Origin of the sequence: Haloarcula sp. NS06, from assembly GCF_051122755.1 — an archaeon.
Lineage (GTDB): Archaea > Halobacteriota > Halobacteria > Halobacteriales > Haloarculaceae > Haloarcula.
In genome coordinates this window covers 184378-199983 of sequence record NZ_CP184844.1, presented here as the reverse complement: position 1 = coordinate 199983, position 15606 = coordinate 184378, and the positions used below count along the sequence as shown (strand labels likewise).

The window sequence follows — 15606 nt, the reverse complement described above, 5'->3', positions numbered from 1 at the left end:
AGTCGAATCCTCACGTCTGGCCCTGAACCACCCCGCACCGCCAACCTATAGAACGTACGGGCCGCGCTGTCGAATCGGCTCGCCGTGCGGGCGACCCGAGACGGCGACGACACGGAGTGAGTCATCACTTCGGAGTGCCACTGACCGCGCGTCAGTGATCGGCAGGACATCACCGTCAGTGAACGAATACCCCTCAACCGTCCCGCTACCCGCGACACCGTAGAGGAACCCAGACCACCCCTCCGGAACCGACCACGTCCACGCGTCGGCCACAGCGACATCAAGATACTCCATCGGCGTATGGAGGCTGATCGGTGAGCCCTCGCCGATGACTGTCGTGACCGTCGCGCCATCCTGTTCCGCCGTCGGCAGCGTGTCGGATGTCGCGTCGACGTAGTCCGGGTCAGCGTCCTTCTCCGCCTGCGGCAGATTCACCCAGAGCTGGAGTCCGGTACAAGCCTGCCCGTCGGCGGGGAATTCGGAGTGACGTATCCCACTGCCGGCCGTGATACGCATCGCGTCGTTCTCGTATGCGGTGTTTGCAACGCCCAGAGAGTCTTCGTGTTCCATTCCACCCTCGATCATGTACGAGACGATCTCGAACCCGCGGTGCGGGTGCATCGGGAACCCCTTGTCGGGGTCGATGTAGAACTGCTCGAACAGGACAAACGGGTCCAGATTGGACGGATAGCTCTCCATTGGAAACGCACGGTTCGAATTCACGCCCGTCCCATGCCGGACCATCTCTCCGGATAGCGGCCCGTCAGCCGACGCCTGCGACTCACTTTCGGTCATACGCTCCCTTGTTTACCGAGCGGTAAAAACTGTCGGGCTGCGCGCAACCGACCGCTATCTGTACCTCTGCAGCGCTAGGAGGACGGTAACAGCTTCGCGATGCGTTCCCCGAGGCTGATTTGGGTAGATTCACTGCCTACTGTGTGGCAATTCCTCATTACCAGAATGGTCCAAACGGTCGTACGCTTTCCTATCACGAATGTGAGAACTCCAAGGTCGTCTCTATGTCCCTAAATCATATCGGTGATGAATGCAATAATGTCAATTAAGAGTGGATTTGCCCAGGCGTATTCGACCGACAGTATTCGTCGCCGTTTTCATCGTTCTTGCGGGGTGTAGTGGGGCACCATGGTCGCCGACCGTAACACCGTCACCGACGAGCGGCGAGAACACATCAGCACTCGCACCCGGGCTTACCGAATCAGGCGTAACTGACGCATGGGCGCTGACGAAGGCCCACCGCGACCACTTTACGAACACCACGTACACGAAGCGCTCCTATCGGTCGATTCGCGCTGATGGAACCCTTCTCCAAAACCACTCGACGACGATGAAACGCGGCCACGGTGGGCAGTACCTCTATGAGTTGCACATTGGGGGTTCCGAACGGAACTCGATTCGTGCGATAACCGTGTTCCGGAACGACTCAATGCTCGTCCAACGAACGGTTTACGAGAATGGAACGGTCGCACACGTTGGCGCGGAGAAGGCAGCGACACCCGGGAAGGAACGATACGGGGACGTCTACTCAAAATTGGTTGCAAGTAATACAACGGTTACGGAGACGATTGAACGCAACGGTACGACGCTCTACCGGGTGGAGTCAGTCGGTGAGCCGGACACCTCCTCAGCATATGCGAACGCCTCGAACTATGAGTTTTCGGCGCTCATTAGCCCTGAGGGGTTCGTCCACGAGTACCACGTCTCCTACGCGACGAGTCGTGATGGGCGGCCAGTGACCGTGACCGTCAGTCTCAAATTCACTGAACGGGGACAGACGACCGTCCATCCCCCGGCGTGGGCTTCGAAAGCCTAAGTGAGACGTTTCGTAGTGAATTGTGTGACGAAGAGTCTGGCTGAAAGCCAGAAATTTTTCGCGTGCGGAATTACCTACTATGCGCTCGCACACGCCCGGTGAGGGGACGCGGAAAGCAGTCCGGCAAAAGGACAAAACTTTGTACGATTTCAGGATTCGTTCCTTGAGAAACGTGGGAAGCGAACGGATGGGTTGGGGCGGATTCGAACCGCCGACTTCCTCCGTGTGAAGGAGGTATCATAACCGAACTAGATCACCAACCCGACGCACTCAATTCTATTCGAGCGCATCCCTTAAGAATTGCTTTCCGACTACGCTTCCGGCTCTTCCTTGCCGCGGTATTCGCCGATCTTTCTGCGTGCGTCAGCGAGCGCTTCCTCGGCTTCGCCCTCTGCTTTTCCCTGCAGTTCCTTCAGGTCGGCCTTGACGGCCTCCAGTCGGCTGGGTTCTGGCTCTACTTCCTTCCCGGTGAGTTCTCGGAACCGTTCCTCGACCGGTTCGAGTTCCTCTTTGACGCCCTTGGTGGCGGTTTTGCCGGCGCGCTTCAGGTAATATCGTGCGTCTTCGAAGTGTTTGTTCATATCTGTCCCTACGCGAAGGACGAATATATCTTTTGTGCCCAGAAAACAATGGGGAACTACGGCTAACCGAGGGACAACGAGCAGGCACGGTAGTAAACGTGTCGTGCGGGTACGAACTGTTTTGCGCCACCACCTGCAACGAGGAGATATGTTCACACGGGTGTCAATTCCGACGCCGTTTCAGGTCGGGCCGGTCAATGCATACATTGCGCGACGAACTATCGTCGATCCGGGCCCCGACAGCGAGGAAGCGTGGTCGCGTCTGGTCGAAGCGCTTGAAGCGCGGGAGCTGTCTCCGGATGACATTGAGCAGGTGCTAGTCACACACCCGCATCCGGACCATTTCGGCATGGCGAACCGGTTCGCCGAGCGGGGGGCTCGTATCGTCGCCAGCGAACCGGGAGCAGAAATCATGCGCGATTTTGCGGCACAACTACACACCGAACAGTCCTACTTCGCGGATTTCTTCGAGCGGTGTGGTGTCTCACGCGAGACTGCCGAAACGGTCACACAGCTACCGGAAGCCTTCCTGCCCTACGCCCAGAGCGTCGACACCGACCACGCGCTCGTAGCTGGTGATACCGTCACCGTCGACGATACAGAACTCACGGTCGACACCGTGCAAGGCCACTCTGCGGGCGAAATCATCTTCTCGTATGACTTTCAGGGCCGCCGTGAAGCGGTCGTCGGCGACAACGTGCTAGCTGATATCACGCCCAATCCATTCCTTCAGGTGCCCGACGAAAGCGGAGCGCGCCCGAAGGTGTTACCGGCATTTAATGACTCGCTGCGATGGCTCCGCGAGCAGGGCCACGACCGTTTTCTCACCGGTCACCGCGAGCCCGTTGAATCACCGCAGGAACGCATTGACGATATCCTCGCGGAACACGACCAGCGCACCGCGGAGGTCGCCGACATCGTTTCCGGCGGGGCGACGACGCCGAGCGACGTGATGACTGCGCTGTTCGGCGACTTGCCTGCAACGGAGTATTTCGCCGGGATGAGCGAGGCTGTCGGCCACTTGGACGTACTCGAAGTCACTGATCGTGTTAAAAAACGCGAGAGCGGCGGCGTGTTCGTTTACGAGTCAGCGTAAGCCGCTGTCGTATTGGACGAACGAGAGAAACGGAAGGCAGCCGTCTGTTACAGCAACTGTGCGGCTTGGAACGCGATTTCGGAGACGCGGTTGAAACCGGGGACGAGTAGCACCGTCACGATGGCGGCACCCACCACAGCGGTGTACAGCCCCATCGGGTACGACTCGATGGTCCGGCTGCCGGTCGGTTCCTCGATCCACATCGCCTTGACGACGCGGGAGTAGTAGTACAGGCTAAGCGCGCTGTTGATGATGAGCGCGGCGGCCAGTGACCACGCGCTGACGTTGAGCGTTGCCTGGAACAGGTAGAACTTCGAGAAGAACCCGCCGCCGATCGGCAGGCCAGCGAGGCTGAACAGGAACACCGTCATCGCCGCGCAGGCGACCGGCGCTTCCCTGCCGAGGCCGTTGTAGTCCTCGAAGCGGCGACCGACGCCCCAGTACTCGGCCAGCGCAATGAACAGGAATGCGCCCGTGTTCATGAAGCCGTAGACGAGCAAGTGGGACATCCCCGCACTCATGCTGAAACTCAGCCCTTCGCCGGAGCTGGACACGGCGGCGAGTCCGATGAGGACGTAGCCAGCGTGGCCAATACTGGAGTAAGCCAGCATTCGCTTGACCGTCTCCTGAGTCGCAGCGGCGAAGTTCCCGATGAACATCGTCGCGATGGCGAGGATCTGGAACGCCATCACCCAGTTGATCGCCCCGCCAGCGGCGAGCAGGTCACCGATGGGGAACGCGACGGCAAAGGCGCGGAACGCCAGCACGAAACCGGCAGCCTTCGACGCCGAGGAGAGGAACGCCGAGATCGGCGCTGGCGCGCCTTCGTACGCTTCGGGGGCCCAGAAGTGGAACGGCACGGAGGCAGTCTTGAACGCAACGCCGCCGATAATCATCAGGATACCGACGCCGAGGATTGCCATCGGGACAGCAGGGTCACCAGACTGGGCCTGTATCGACCCGTCGACGATGGTCTGGACCGTGCCACTGGAAATAGCCGTCGCGACGCCGTCGAATCGAAGCACACCCGTCGCAGCGTACACCAGCGAGATACCGTAAGCCAGCACCGCCGAGGACACTGCGCCGATGAGGAAGTACTTCAGCCCCGCCTCGACGCTGCCCTTGTTCTCCTTGAGGAAGGCAACGAGCGCGTAGGACGGCAGTGACACTAGTTCGAGTGCGACAAAGGCCGTTGCCAAGCTGTTGGTCGCACTAAGGAGACTCATCCCAGTCGCGGACAGCAGGACCAGTGCGAAGAACTCGGCCTGGTAGCTGTGTTCAGCGATGTAGTCGTAGCTCGCGAGCACGACCAGCGTCGTGACGCTACCGACGATGGCCATGAAGAACAGGGCCATCTGGTCGACGACGAGCTGGCTGTTGAACAAAGCGACGCCAGTGCTATCGGCAATCCCGGTTCCGGCGGTGATGAACCACCCGGCGAACCCGAAGGAAAGCAGGGAGCCGAGTACCGAGATACCGGCCAGCAGCCCCGTGTTCGTCGAGTCCGGATTAATCGAGTCCGCTAGCAGCAGCACTAAGGAGGCGAGGCCCAGCGAGAGCGCCGGGGCGAGCGCCATCCAGTCAGGGAGTGCGACCATCTATGCACCACCTCCGATTTCGAGAACTGGTGATATCGAGTCCTGTATCATGGCAAAGGAGAGGTCCGGTGCGACACCGAGTGCGATGACTAGCAGGAGCAACACGGCCAGCGGCGCGACATCGTGGAACGCGGCCGGGCTGACCTCGTAGTCCGTCTCCAGATTGAAGCCACCGAACAGCGTGCGCTGCATGGCCCACAGCAGATAGCCGGCGACAATGACGATGCCGAACATCGCCAGCGAGGTCAGTACCGGTGCAGCCCCACCGAGCGTCGGCGCGTTGAACGAACCCTGGAAGATGAAGTACTCCCCGGCGAAGCCGGCCATCAGCGGCAGGCCCATGTAGCCGAAGGCGGCGGCGACGAAGATGCCGACCGTCCAAGGCATCCGGTCCGCGAGGCCGGACATATCGCCGACCATGCGCGTGTGCGTCGTGTTGTAGATGACACCGACAGCCATGAACATCAGCCCCGAAATGAGGCCGTGGGCGATCATCTGGAAGGTCGCCCCGCCCATGCCGTAGGGCGTGAACGCGACGAGACCTAGGATGACATAACCCATCGACGAAATCGAGGAGTAGGCGACGATGCGTTTGAGGTCGCGCTGTGCCAGCGCGAGCATTGCGCCGTAGATAACGCTGACAACGCCGATAATCGCCAGCGGAACCGCGAGCTGACGTGCCGTGTCAGCGAGCATCGTGAAGTTGAACCGCAACAGTGCGTAGGTCCCCATCTTCAGGAGGACGCCGGCCAGCATGACCGACACCGGCGTCGGGGCTTCGACGTGAGCGTCAGGGAGCCACGTGTGCAGCGGGAAGACGGGCACCTTCACTGCGAACCCGAAGAACATCAGGATGAAGGAGATGGTCATCAGGTTCACGCCGGCGATGGTCGGGAGTCCGCTTGCGGTACGGAACGCCTCGGCCATCGCGGGCAGGGACAGCGACGTGAGGTCAGTGCTGAACACGAGCGCGAACAGGCCCGCGAACATGACCAGCGACGCCACGTTCGTGTAGACGAAGAACTTGATCGCGGCGTACTTCCGGCGCGGGCCGCCCCAGATACCGATGAGCAGATACATTGGGATGAGGACGCCCTCCCAGAAGACGAACCAGAGGAAGAAATCGAGCGCGGAGAACACGCCGATGAGGCTCACTTCCATGAACAGCATCAGTCCGTAGAACTGGGACTGGCGCTCGTCGATAGGCGTCCACGCGGACACGATGGCGAGCGTCGTCAGGACCGTCGTCAGCGCAAGCAGCGGCATGCTAATGCCGTCGAGGCCGACGTAGTACGACACTTCCAGTTCACCCAGCGTGATCCATGGGATCTGCTGGCCGAACGCGATGTCAGCGGGTGACAGGAGGGCATTCCCCGTGCCGCCGTACTGCGTGAGGTACACCCAGTACATGTAGATGCTACCGAGCGCCGGCACCGCACTGACGGCTGCGGCGAGCTTTCCGGCGTACCGGTCAGGCGAGAGGAACACGAGCCCGGTTCCCAGCAGGGTCACAAGCAGGAGCGCGGCGACCCACATCTAGAACCACCCTCCCATGACGCCAAAGGCAGCAAGCAAGAGCACGAGTCCAAGCGTCAGCAGCGTCGCGTAGTTGCTGACGACGCCGGACTGGATGCGTCGGATGCGGCTGCCGCCGAACAGGCTCACGCTGGAGATGCCGTTGACGACACCGTCAACGACACCCTGGTCGAACTTGTTCATCACACGGGCGAGCGGGTAGGTGACACCCGTCGCGAGCCACACCTGATATTCGTCCTGATAGTAGTTGTGCATGAGTAGCGTCTTCAGACCGCCAAGCTTGTCGGTATGCTCGACTGGGTCGGCACCGGCATAGAGGCTCCGCGCGACGAGCACGCCAGCAAGTGCGAGAGCCAGCGAAACCCCCGCAGAGGCGAGCAGCGTCGTTGTCTCACCGAGCGGGTAGCCCGCTGCAACGTGAGCCACGTCGTGCAGGAGCGTCTCGTAGTGGTGCAGTCCAGTGTTGAGCGCCGCGGGCCAGCCACCCTCTTCAGGGCCGTTGAGCCACACGTGCAGGAAGTCGATGTGCGCACCGGTCAGTTCCGCGACGGGCTTCATGTTGATGAACCCGATCGTCGTGGCGAGGATGCCAAGCACCGTCAGCGGGCCCTTGACGTTCCAGCGGACTGGCTCGGGGTCACGTGCGGTGTCCGAGCGCGCGTCGCCGTGGAAGGTCAGGTACACCATCCGGAAGGTGTAGAAGCCGGTGAAGAACACGGCCAGCAGCCCCATCGCGTACGCGGCGAGGTAGACCGTGCCGAGGCCACCCTCAGTGCCGAAGCCGTGGATGAGTGCCTCGTACAGCACCTCGTCCTTGGACCAGAAGCCGGCGAACGGAACAATACCGGCCAGTGCGAGCGAGCCGGCGAGGAACGTCCAGTAGGTCACCGGCATCCGATCTTTCAGACCGCCCATGTCCCACATGTTCTCGTTGTGGTGCATGGCGATGATGACCGACCCTGCACCGAGGAACAGCAGCGCCTTGAACACGGCGTGGGTCGTCAGGTGGAAGACCGCGGCCACGTAGCCACCCGATCCCAGCGCGAGCATCATGTATCCGTACTGCGAGATAGTGGAGTACGCGAGCACTTGCTTGATTTCCTGTTTGACCAGGCCCATCGTTGCCGCAAACAGTGCGGTGAAGCCGCCGATAAGAGCGATGACGGCCAGTGCCGTCGGCGAGAGCGCGTAGAAGCCGTACATACGCGCGACGAGGTACACACCGGCTGCGACCATCGTCGCCGCGTGAATCAGCGCTGAGACCGGCGTCGGACCTTCCATCGCGTCGGGTAGCCACGTGTGCAGCGGGAACTGCGCGGACTTGCCGACAACGCCGCCAAGCACGAGGAGGCCGAGCACGGTGAACCAGGCCTGTGGGCCCATGCCGACCGTCTCCAGCATCGCGATGCCCTCAACCTCGCCCTCAACGATGGCGTGTTCGGCCAGCATCGGGAAGCTCTCGGCGACCACTTCGCCGCCCTGCGTAATCGGGGCGAACAGGCCAGTCCCGAACGTAGCGAAGATGCCGACGACGCCGATGAGGAAGAAGTAGTCACCGAAGCGGGTGACCAGGAACGCTTTCTTCGCGGCGCTCGGCGGGCCATCCTGACGGAACCAGAAGCCGATGAGCAGGTACGAACACAGGCCCACCAGCTCGAAGAACATGAACGCCATCAGGAGGTTGTTGGCGACAACAAACCCGAGCATACTTGCTGTGAACAGGCCGAGTCCGGCGTAATAGCGCGGGAGGCCAGTCTCGCCCTCGTCGTTCATGTAGCCAAGTGAGAATATGTGGACGAGGAACGAGATGAGACAGACGATAAGCAGCATGAGCGCCGACAGCGGGTCAAGTAGCAGGCCGAAGTTCAGCCGGAGTGACTCGACGCTTGCGGTCCACGTGTACAGCATCTCGTTGTGGACTTCACCGCCGGCCACTGTCAGCGCGACCCAGATCGACAGCAGGAGCGATCCACCCGTCGCGGTGATGCCTGCGAGCGCGCCGCCTTTCGGCATGCGGTCGCCGGCAAACAGCGCGACGAGGAACGATACAAACGGCAGCAGGACAATCGCCGGAGCGTATGTGAATGCAGCCATCTGTTACCACCTCATCGTCGTCGCCTTCGTCACGTCCACGTCTGAGAAGTTGCGGTACAGGACCAGGACGATACCGATCCCGATGGCGACCTCCGCGGCGGCGAGTGCCATCGTGAACAGGCTGAACACCTGGCCGGTGAGGTTCCCGTGTTGCAGTGAGAACGCGACGAGGTTGATGTTCGCAGCGTTCAACATCAGCTCGACGGACATCAGGAAGATGAGCGCGTTCCGTCGGGTGAGGATGCCGAACAGGCCGATACAGAATATGGCCGCCGACAGGAGGAGATACGTTTCAGCCGGAATCACGAGTCGTCACCTCCCGGACCACCGTCAGCGGCAACGGCCATGTCGTCGTCGTCCGTGGTTTCGACACCGAGTGTTACTGATTCGCCAGCGACTTCGCGTCGGGCGAGCATGACGGAGCCGACAAGTGCGGCCACCAGCACGATGTCGATAACCTCGAACGCGACAAGGAACCCTTCACCGGGAACGGCCGTCTCACCCTTGCCCATAATCACGCCCGGGGCGATATCGAACATCGCCGCGCCGAGGCTCTTGGTTATTGCCGCTCCCTCACCGAAGCCCGCTGGCGCGGGAAACGAGACGCCCATGAACACTGCACCGAGGACGACGAACAGGGCGATTGCGGCCAGTCCCGCGACGAAACTCCCCTCCGTCTGTAGTTCGGGCTTTGTGGTCATGGTGTCACCTCGATCACCGACTCGTCCTCGCGGGTCAGCATCACCGCGAAGGTGATGAGAATGAGGACGCCGCCGACATACACCAGGATCTGCATCGTTGCGACGAACGCCGCCTGGTTCATGACGTAAAACACTGCGACGCTGATAAGGGACACGCCCAGTAACAGCGCCGAGTGCCAGACGTCCCGGACTAACACGACGCCCGCAGCGCTGCCCACTGTTACGATAGCGAACAGCGCGAACGCAATTGACTCTGCCAGTGCCATCTTACTTGGAGACTCTTTGCGGCGTCCCTTTGAAGATTCCTCTTTCGTCTCGCCAGTAGAGCCACTGTTTGCCGGTATGGACTCTATATTTCGGGGCACTCCCGTCTTACGTGCGAACATATATAAGAAAACAATCATTTTCGGTGCCGCGTACTGTCACACCACTCTCGAATCGACACTGGAAAGCCAATCTCCTTGAGCGGATGCGGCTGTTCTGTGGAAGTCCGCGCTAGTAAGAACAGAGCAGTCGCTTCGAGTGCATTGATACAAACCCGCTGAAAATCCGTCGAAGGATTACTGGTAGTCGACTTCGCCGTCGCCCTCGCCGATCCACGCGCCCCGGTCGGGTTCGCGTGACTCCAGTGGGTCGATATCCTTGTACCACGGCACGTTCTTGAGTTGTTCCTTGTCGTAGGCGAACTCGTCTTTCGTGTCCGCAGTGAACTCGAAGTTCTGGGTCAGCAGGATCGCGTCGGTCGGGCAGACTTCCTCGCACAGCCGGCAGTAGATACACTGGCCGATGTGGAGGTTGTACTGCTCACCGTTGCGCTGCTCGTCCATCACGATCTGGATGGTGTTGTTCGGGCAGACGTTCTCACACTGCCGACACCAGATACACCGCTCTTGGCTCCACTTGTGGACGCCGCGGAAGCGGGGGCTCACCTCGGGGGCGACGTCCGGGTACTCCACCGTGAACGTCTCCCCGTCGAGGGCGTGTTTCATCGTCGTCGCCATTGATTTCAGGATTCCAATCATGACAGGTCTCCTCCAGTCGCTCGTGGGTCGGTTCGCGTGGCCGTCATTGGACGGTCACCCCGACGATAACCGCGGTCAGCAGCAGGTTCGCCAGCGAGAGCACCAACATTCCCTTCCAACCGATTTCGATAAGCTGGTCGATCCGGACGCGCGGGACCGCCGAGCGGGCCCACTGCGTGAACAGGAAGACGCCCCAGATCTTGATGAGGAACCAGACGATGCCCGGCAGAACCGGACCGGCCGGGCCGCCGAGGAAGATCGTGGCGATGATCGCCCCACCGAGGAAGATGTGGATGAACTCCCCGAGGTAGACGAGCACGAAGTACACCGAGGAGTACTCGGTCTGGTAGCCGGCGACAATCTCGGTCGGTGCTTCCGGGATGTCGAACGGATTGCGGCCGACCTCTGCGAGGTTCGCAATCATGAACAGCACGAACGCGAAGGGGTTCACGAACGCGTACCACGACGGCAGCGGACCGATCAGCGACTGCTGCTGGGCCGCGACGATCTCGCTCATCTGGAGCGAGCCGGCGAAGATGACGACCGACGCGCCCGTCAGGATGAGCGGGATTTCGTAGGCGAGGTTTTGCGCGACAGCACGCAGCCCGCCGAGGAATGAGTACTTGTTGTTCGATGCGTAGCCGGCCATTACCAGACCGATGGAGGCCATCGAGGCCGTCGCAAACACGTACGCTAGGCCGACCTCGGGGTCGGCGAGCTGGATGCCGTTCCCCATCGGGATAACAGCGAACCCGAGCAGCGCGGTGCTAGCAATGATGAGCGGCGCGAGGTCCCACGCCGGCCGGTCGACGCCTTCGGGAACGATGAGTTCCTTCGAGAGCAGGCGGACGGCGTCGGCCACGATGATGAACAGCCCGTAGGGGCCGATACGGTCGACAGCGATGCGGTCGGTGAACGCGGCCGTAATTTTTCGCTTCGCCCACGGACCAGCAAGCGCCGTGTTCGTCATCATGAGCGTCCCAATGAGCCCCGCGCCGATGAGGCTCATCACGATCATCACGGCCGTGCTGTTGGGGTCAAGCCCAAGCAGGTTCGCGAGCGTTTCCGGTAACGGCGCCGACTGCATTACCGGTCCACCTCCCCGAGTACGATGTCGAGGCTCCCGAGCGAGGCGATCATGTCAGGGATGTATTCGCCCTGAGACATCTCCGGCAGCGTCTGCAGGTTCGAGAAGCACGGACTGCGGATCTTGAACCGCGCCGGCTTGTCTGTCCCATCTGAGCGGATGTAGATGCCGAGTTCACCCTTCGCGCCCTCGACAGAGCGGTAGATCTCCTTGTCGGGGTCCGGGCGGAGCGTCCGCGGGACGTTAGCCTGAATCTCGCGGTCGTCTTCCGGCCACTGCTCCAGCAGGTCGACACACTGCTCGATGATGCGGGCCGACTCCTCGACCTCACGAAGGCGGACGAGAACACGACTGAAGTTGTCGCCGCCCTGCTCGGTGACGACGTTCCAGTCGAGTTCGTCGTAGTAGCCGTATGGGTCGTCCCGCCGGATGTCGTAGTCGACGCCAGAGCCGCGTGCCACGGGACCGGTTGCGCCGTACTGCTTGACCTGCTCCGGGGAGAGGACGCCGGTGTCGACACACCGCATCTGGAAAATCTCGTTACCGGTGACGAGGTCGTGGATCTCTTCGAGCTTGTGCGGGAGATCGTCGAGGAAGTCGCGGATCTTCTCGAAGTACTCCTCGCGAGGCTCTGGCAGATCCCAGGCAACCCCGCCCAGTCGGAGGTAGTTGAACATCAGCCGCTGGCCGGTCAGATCTTCGAGCAGGTTCTGGACGATTTCGCGGTCGCGGATCCCGTACTGGAAGACTGCGGTGAAGTCACCGAACACGTCCAGCGCGAACGTCGCCAGTGCGAGTTCGTGCGAGGCGATCCGGCACATCTCTGCCGCCATCGTCCGGATGACCTGTGCGTATTCGGGAACCTCGATATCCGCGAGGTCCTCGGCAGCGCGCGCGTACGCCCACTCATTGAGAATGCCAGCGGAAATGTAGTCCCATCGGTCGGGGTACGGCATGATCTGATGGCGGTAGGTTCCCTGCTGGCACATCTGCTCCTCACAGCGGTGCAGGTAGCCGATATCGGGTTCGAGGTCGGCGATCTGCTCGCCGTCAAGCACCGTCTCGACGTGGAGCACGCCGTGGGTTGCCGGGTGGTGCGGACCGATATTGACGAACATCGTGTCCGGGTCGTCCTCGCTGCGCTTGTCGTCTTCCAGCGGATTCGCGTGCTCTCGCAGCGAGACGATCTGTGGCTGGTCCTGATTGTAGTCTTGGCTCAGGGGGTGGCCCTGCCAGGTCTCGGGCAGCAGGATGCGCCGGAGGTCCGGGTGGTCGTCGTAGTCGATGCCGACCAAATCGTAGGCCTCTCGTTCATGCCAGTCTGCGGTGTCATAAACGCGAGCGGCCGACTCGTTGTGCGGATCGTCTTTCGGTGAGGGGACGACAATCGACAGCTCCTGTGTCGGGTCGTTGTACTTCCGCAGGTGGTAGATGGATTCGTACCGGTCGTCGTACTCCTGTGCTGTGACACAGGCGCAGTGGTCGAACCCAGCTTCCTCTTTCAGCGTTGAGAGGACGTCCTGAACCTCGTCGGGACGGATAACGAACCCCTCGGCGTTGACGTGCTCCTCACGGTCGAGGACGTGGCCCCCGAGCAGGTCCGCAAGCGCGTCGTAATCGAGGCCGTCCTCGGTGACTCCGACGTCAAGCGCCGTATCGCGTGATGGTTTTTCTAAACTCATGGCAAGTTAGGGGGAGTCGTTCCAGTTGTACCGCATAACGAGGTCTTCCTCGTCGATTTCGCTAGCGAGCTTGTCCACAAGCTCGTCCTGTTCGAGATCGCCGAACTGCTCCAGTTCATAGGGTTTGACCGTCACTGGCGAGGACTCGCCCTCAGCGATGCGCTCTTGCAGCTTGGCGACGCCGTAGATGAGTGCCTCGGGGCGTGGCGGACAACCCGGCACGTGGATGTCGACCGGGATGACCTCTTCCGCGCCCTTGATGACGTTGTATCCTTCCTGGAACGGGCCGCCGGAAATGGTACAGGAACCCATCGAGACAACGAACTTCGGCTCGGGCATCTGGTCGTAGACGCGCTTCATCCGCGGCGCGAACTTCGAGACGATGGTCCCCGGAATGATAATGACATCTGCCTGACGCGGGGACGCACGCGGCACCCCTGAACCGAAGCGGTCGAGGTCGTGCTTGATCGCGTAGGTGTGGATCATTTCGATGCTACAGCAGGCGATCCCGAACTGTAGCATGAACATCGAGGAGCCCCGGACCCAGTTCATGAACTTGTCGAACTTGGTCAGGATGAACGGCGTCGACCCGAACGCCTCGCGTAGCGTCGAGTTGAAGCGGTCGTCGGCCCCGTCACCCATGCGGGCCTCTTGTGTCGATACGTCTTCGACGGCCGGTGGTGTTTGGTCACTACTCATATGTGTCTGCCCCCTTCGTGGCGCGCGGACTGCGCACCCACTGAACTGCGCCGTTACGCCAGGCCCAACCGAGTCCGATGGCGAGAATCGCGATGAATACGACCATCGGTAGCAGTGCCGTGGTCATCCCGAACTCAGCGGCTGCGTCGCTGTAGATGACCGTCCACGGGAAGATGAAGACGGTCTCGATGTCGAAGACGACGAACAGCAGCGCGACCATGTAGTACTGGATATTAAACTTGATCTGTCGACTGCTGCCAGTCGGCACTTCACCGGACTCGTAGGTGGTGCGTTTGCCTTGTTCCGGCACGCTGGGCCGCAAGAGGCTCGAAACTGCCATCATCGTCACTGGGATGGCTAGCGCCACGACCGCGAGCGCGCCGATGGCGATCCATGGATTACTCATTCCGGTATCTCCTATCGTCTGCCGGTTAGGAGTACTCGCATATAAGGGTTCATTGTTCGGTTTTTCCGTCCTGCAGGTCTTTAAGAGCCGACGCGCTTTCGGATGGAAAGTTATCTGCATCCACCTCCCTGGGTGTGGCGCCCCTCGGGTATCACTCGTCCCAGTATTCGCGTTTGAATCCGGGCGTCCCGAGTTCGTGGAGGTCACGTGACGCCTCGCCGACATCGGTCTGGAGCCCCTCGTGGTACGAGACAAGCCGGTCACAGAGTTCGTCGTGCTGCCGCGCGAGAATCTGTACCGCTGAGAGCGCAGCGTTGAACGACTTGCCGGCGTCGACTGCCGTGATCGGCGCGCCCTGTGGCATCCCGATAACCGAGTCGACGGATTTCTCCTGCACTGGGACCCCAATGACCGGCAGCGGGTAGGCGATGCTGGCGGTCATGTTCGGCAGGTCTGCGGACTTGCCACCAGCGCCGGCGATAATCACGTCGATGCCGCGCTCGGCGGCCGTCGCTGCGTAGGCGTACATCAGGTCGGGCGTCCGATGGGCCGAGCAAACGAACGTCTCGAAGGTGAAGCGGCTCTCAGGCGCGTCGGTGTAGTCCGTCTGTTCCTCAAAGCCGAGTTCGTCGGCGAGCGCCGCGTAGGCCCCCGGTCGCTTACCCTGCCCGCCTGCCATCGTCGGTAGATCTGAATCCGATCCCATGATGATGCCGACATCGGGCGTTAGGTCGTTCGGTCGGTCCATCTCGGCCTCTTCGTGCAACTGGTCAATAAGCGACTGCACGTTGTCTGCGGACATACAACCGACTGGAACGGGGACCGGGGTAAGTGTAGGCGATTTCCGGTCAGTCGGCCAGCGCCGCTTCCAGTTCGGCAAGTAGTGCCTGTGGGTCCGCAGGGAAACACTTGAGCGGGTCGGTACGACCGGTGACCTGTATCCTGAGTGCGTACCGCTTGCGGTAGGTGAGTGCGAGGCTGACAGCACCAGCGACAGCGAAGGCCCCGCCGAGGAGGATGGACCGGTCGAGTGACAGCAACCCGAAGCCGACTAGCGCGACGCTCATCACCGCAAGAAACCAGTCGATGTCTTGCAGACTCACCTCGACTACGTCGTCGAGATCAACGACCATCGGCTCGTCACCACGGTCAACTACAAGACGGTCAACACCGATGATGACAGTCCCGCCGGTTCGGAGCGTGCCGGCGTACCGCTCGTCGCTAACAAGCGGTGTGGTGTCCCCGGTCGTGCCGTCGCTGTCGTTGTCCACGG

The 15606-nt window shown here is 61.3% G+C and carries 17 protein-coding genes and 1 tRNA gene; 2 read left to right on the top strand and 16 right to left on the bottom strand.

What is annotated here, in order from left to right:
* Nucleotides 1–45: 45 nt before the first annotated feature.
* Nucleotides 46–795, bottom strand: coding sequence for a pirin family protein (locus ACODNH_RS04605; RefSeq protein WP_306707940.1), 750 nt, complete (start codon nt 793–795; stop codon nt 46–48).
* A gap of 277 nt (nt 796–1072) precedes the next feature.
* On the opposite strand from ACODNH_RS04605, the gene ACODNH_RS04600 reads away from it, so the two are divergent.
* On the top strand, nt 1073–1831 hold the full coding sequence (locus tag ACODNH_RS04600) for a hypothetical protein (protein WP_434530984.1): 759 nt from the start codon (nt 1073–1075) through the stop codon (nt 1829–1831).
* 188 nt (nt 1832–2019) lie between these two features.
* Here ACODNH_RS04600 and ACODNH_RS04595 read toward each other — a convergent pair.
* Nucleotides 2020–2094 (bottom strand) — tRNA-Val (locus tag ACODNH_RS04595).
* 48 nt (nt 2095–2142) lie between these two features.
* Entirely contained in the window at nt 2143–2412 is a 270-nt protein-coding gene (locus tag ACODNH_RS04590) for a DUF7553 family protein (RefSeq protein ID WP_434530983.1), read from the bottom strand.
* A 148-nt stretch (nt 2413–2560) separates the two neighbouring features.
* Here ACODNH_RS04590 and ACODNH_RS04585 point away from each other — a divergent pair, with 148 nt between their 5' ends.
* Nucleotides 2561–3508 (top strand): MBL fold metallo-hydrolase, encoded by a 948-nt coding sequence (locus ACODNH_RS04585; protein WP_434530982.1) that lies wholly within the window; start codon nt 2561–2563, stop codon nt 3506–3508.
* Nucleotides 3509–3555: 47 nt separating this feature from the next.
* Here the strand turns inward: ACODNH_RS04585 and ACODNH_RS04580 are convergent, their stop codons facing one another.
* From ACODNH_RS04580 to ACODNH_RS04520, 13 genes are all read right to left on the bottom strand, one after another.
* A complete protein-coding gene (locus ACODNH_RS04580; RefSeq protein ID WP_434530981.1) occupies nt 3556–5106 on the bottom strand; it encodes an NADH-quinone oxidoreductase subunit N in 1551 nt (516 codons plus the stop codon).
* Nucleotides 5107–6642, bottom strand: coding sequence for a complex I subunit 4 family protein (locus ACODNH_RS04575; RefSeq protein ID WP_306707931.1), 1536 nt, complete (start codon nt 6640–6642; stop codon nt 5107–5109).
* On the bottom strand, nt 6643–8736 hold the full coding sequence (gene nuoL, locus ACODNH_RS04570) for an NADH-quinone oxidoreductase subunit L (RefSeq protein ID WP_306707929.1): 2094 nt from the start codon (nt 8734–8736) through the stop codon (nt 6643–6645). It abuts the gene before it with no gap.
* A 3-nt stretch (nt 8737–8739) separates the two neighbouring features.
* The gene (nuoK, locus tag ACODNH_RS04565; RefSeq protein ID WP_014040788.1) at nt 8740–9042 is read right to left on the bottom strand and encodes an NADH-quinone oxidoreductase subunit NuoK; all 303 of its coding nucleotides are present in this window, start codon (nt 9040–9042) and stop codon (nt 8740–8742) included.
* Nucleotides 9039–9437 carry a proton-conducting membrane transporter gene (locus ACODNH_RS04560; protein WP_306707926.1) on the bottom strand — a complete coding sequence of 133 codons (399 nt, stop codon included), beginning with the start codon at nt 9435–9437 and terminating at the stop codon, nt 9039–9041. Before ACODNH_RS04560 ends, nuoK begins: the two co-directional genes overlap by 4 nt.
* Complete coding sequence (locus ACODNH_RS04555; RefSeq protein ID WP_004518193.1) at nt 9434–9703, bottom strand: NADH-quinone oxidoreductase subunit J; 270 nt, start codon at nt 9701–9703, stop codon at nt 9434–9436. The genes ACODNH_RS04560 and ACODNH_RS04555 overlap by 4 nt, the downstream gene beginning before the upstream one ends.
* Nucleotides 9704–9997: 294 nt before the next feature.
* Entirely contained in the window at nt 9998–10459 is a 462-nt protein-coding gene (locus ACODNH_RS04550; RefSeq protein ID WP_004518194.1) for a NuoI/complex I 23 kDa subunit family protein, read from the bottom strand.
* A 43-nt stretch (nt 10460–10502) separates the two neighbouring features.
* On the bottom strand, nt 10503–11546 hold the full coding sequence (locus tag ACODNH_RS04545) for a complex I subunit 1/NuoH family protein (protein ID WP_306707918.1): 1044 nt from the start codon (nt 11544–11546) through the stop codon (nt 10503–10505).
* Entirely contained in the window at nt 11546–13228 is a 1683-nt protein-coding gene (locus tag ACODNH_RS04540; RefSeq protein WP_306707915.1) for an NADH-quinone oxidoreductase subunit D, read from the bottom strand. The genes ACODNH_RS04545 and ACODNH_RS04540 overlap by 1 nt, the downstream gene beginning before the upstream one ends.
* A 6-nt stretch (nt 13229–13234) precedes the next feature.
* Nucleotides 13235–13927 (bottom strand): NADH-quinone oxidoreductase subunit B, encoded by a 693-nt coding sequence (locus ACODNH_RS04535; protein WP_306707913.1) that lies wholly within the window; start codon nt 13925–13927, stop codon nt 13235–13237.
* The gene (locus ACODNH_RS04530) at nt 13920–14333 is read right to left on the bottom strand and encodes an NADH-quinone oxidoreductase subunit A (protein ID WP_306707911.1); all 414 of its coding nucleotides are present in this window, start codon (nt 14331–14333) and stop codon (nt 13920–13922) included. The genes ACODNH_RS04535 and ACODNH_RS04530 overlap by 8 nt, the downstream gene beginning before the upstream one ends.
* Before the next feature lie 151 nt (nt 14334–14484).
* Nucleotides 14485–15135: an AIR carboxylase family protein gene (locus tag ACODNH_RS04525; protein ID WP_306707909.1), complete on the bottom strand. Its 651-nt coding sequence runs from the start codon at nt 15133–15135 to the stop codon at nt 14485–14487.
* 46 nt (nt 15136–15181) lie between these two features.
* Entirely contained in the window at nt 15182–15604 is a 423-nt protein-coding gene (locus ACODNH_RS04520) for a hypothetical protein (protein ID WP_306707907.1), read from the bottom strand.
* Nucleotides 15605–15606 lie beyond the last annotated feature (2 nt).

What these genes read in the sequence shown, in the direction of transcription:
- ACODNH_RS04605 (WP_306707940.1), bottom strand. Translation starts at nt 795, where the DNA reads ATGACCGAAAGTGAGTCGCAGGCGTCGGCTGACGGGCCGCTATCCGGA.
- ACODNH_RS04590 (WP_434530983.1), bottom strand. Translation starts at nt 2,412, where the DNA reads ATGAACAAACACTTCGAAGACGCACGATATTACCTGAAGCGCGCCGGC.
- ACODNH_RS04585 (WP_434530982.1), top strand. Translation starts at nt 2,561, where the DNA reads ATGTTCACACGGGTGTCAATTCCGACGCCGTTTCAGGTCGGGCCGGTC.
- ACODNH_RS04580 (WP_434530981.1), bottom strand. Translation starts at nt 5,106, where the DNA reads ATGGTCGCACTCCCTGACTGGATGGCGCTCGCCCCGGCGCTCTCGCTG.
- ACODNH_RS04575 (WP_306707931.1), bottom strand. Translation starts at nt 6,642, where the DNA reads ATGTGGGTCGCCGCGCTCCTGCTTGTGACCCTGCTGGGAACCGGGCTC.
- nuoL (WP_306707929.1), bottom strand. Translation starts at nt 8,736, where the DNA reads ATGGCTGCATTCACATACGCTCCGGCGATTGTCCTGCTGCCGTTTGTA.
- ACODNH_RS04560 (WP_306707926.1), bottom strand. Translation starts at nt 9,437, where the DNA reads ATGACCACAAAGCCCGAACTACAGACGGAGGGGAGTTTCGTCGCGGGA.
- ACODNH_RS04555 (WP_004518193.1), bottom strand. Translation starts at nt 9,703, where the DNA reads ATGGCACTGGCAGAGTCAATTGCGTTCGCGCTGTTCGCTATCGTAACA.
- ACODNH_RS04550 (WP_004518194.1), bottom strand. Translation starts at nt 10,459, where the DNA reads ATGATTGGAATCCTGAAATCAATGGCGACGACGATGAAACACGCCCTC.
- ACODNH_RS04545 (WP_306707918.1), bottom strand. Translation starts at nt 11,546, where the DNA reads ATGCAGTCGGCGCCGTTACCGGAAACGCTCGCGAACCTGCTTGGGCTT.
- ACODNH_RS04540 (WP_306707915.1), bottom strand. Translation starts at nt 13,228, where the DNA reads ATGAGTTTAGAAAAACCATCACGCGATACGGCGCTTGACGTCGGAGTC.
- ACODNH_RS04535 (WP_306707913.1), bottom strand. Translation starts at nt 13,927, where the DNA reads ATGAGTAGTGACCAAACACCACCGGCCGTCGAAGACGTATCGACACAA.
- ACODNH_RS04530 (WP_306707911.1), bottom strand. Translation starts at nt 14,333, where the DNA reads ATGAGTAATCCATGGATCGCCATCGGCGCGCTCGCGGTCGTGGCGCTA.
- ACODNH_RS04525 (WP_306707909.1), bottom strand. Translation starts at nt 15,135, where the DNA reads ATGTCCGCAGACAACGTGCAGTCGCTTATTGACCAGTTGCACGAAGAG.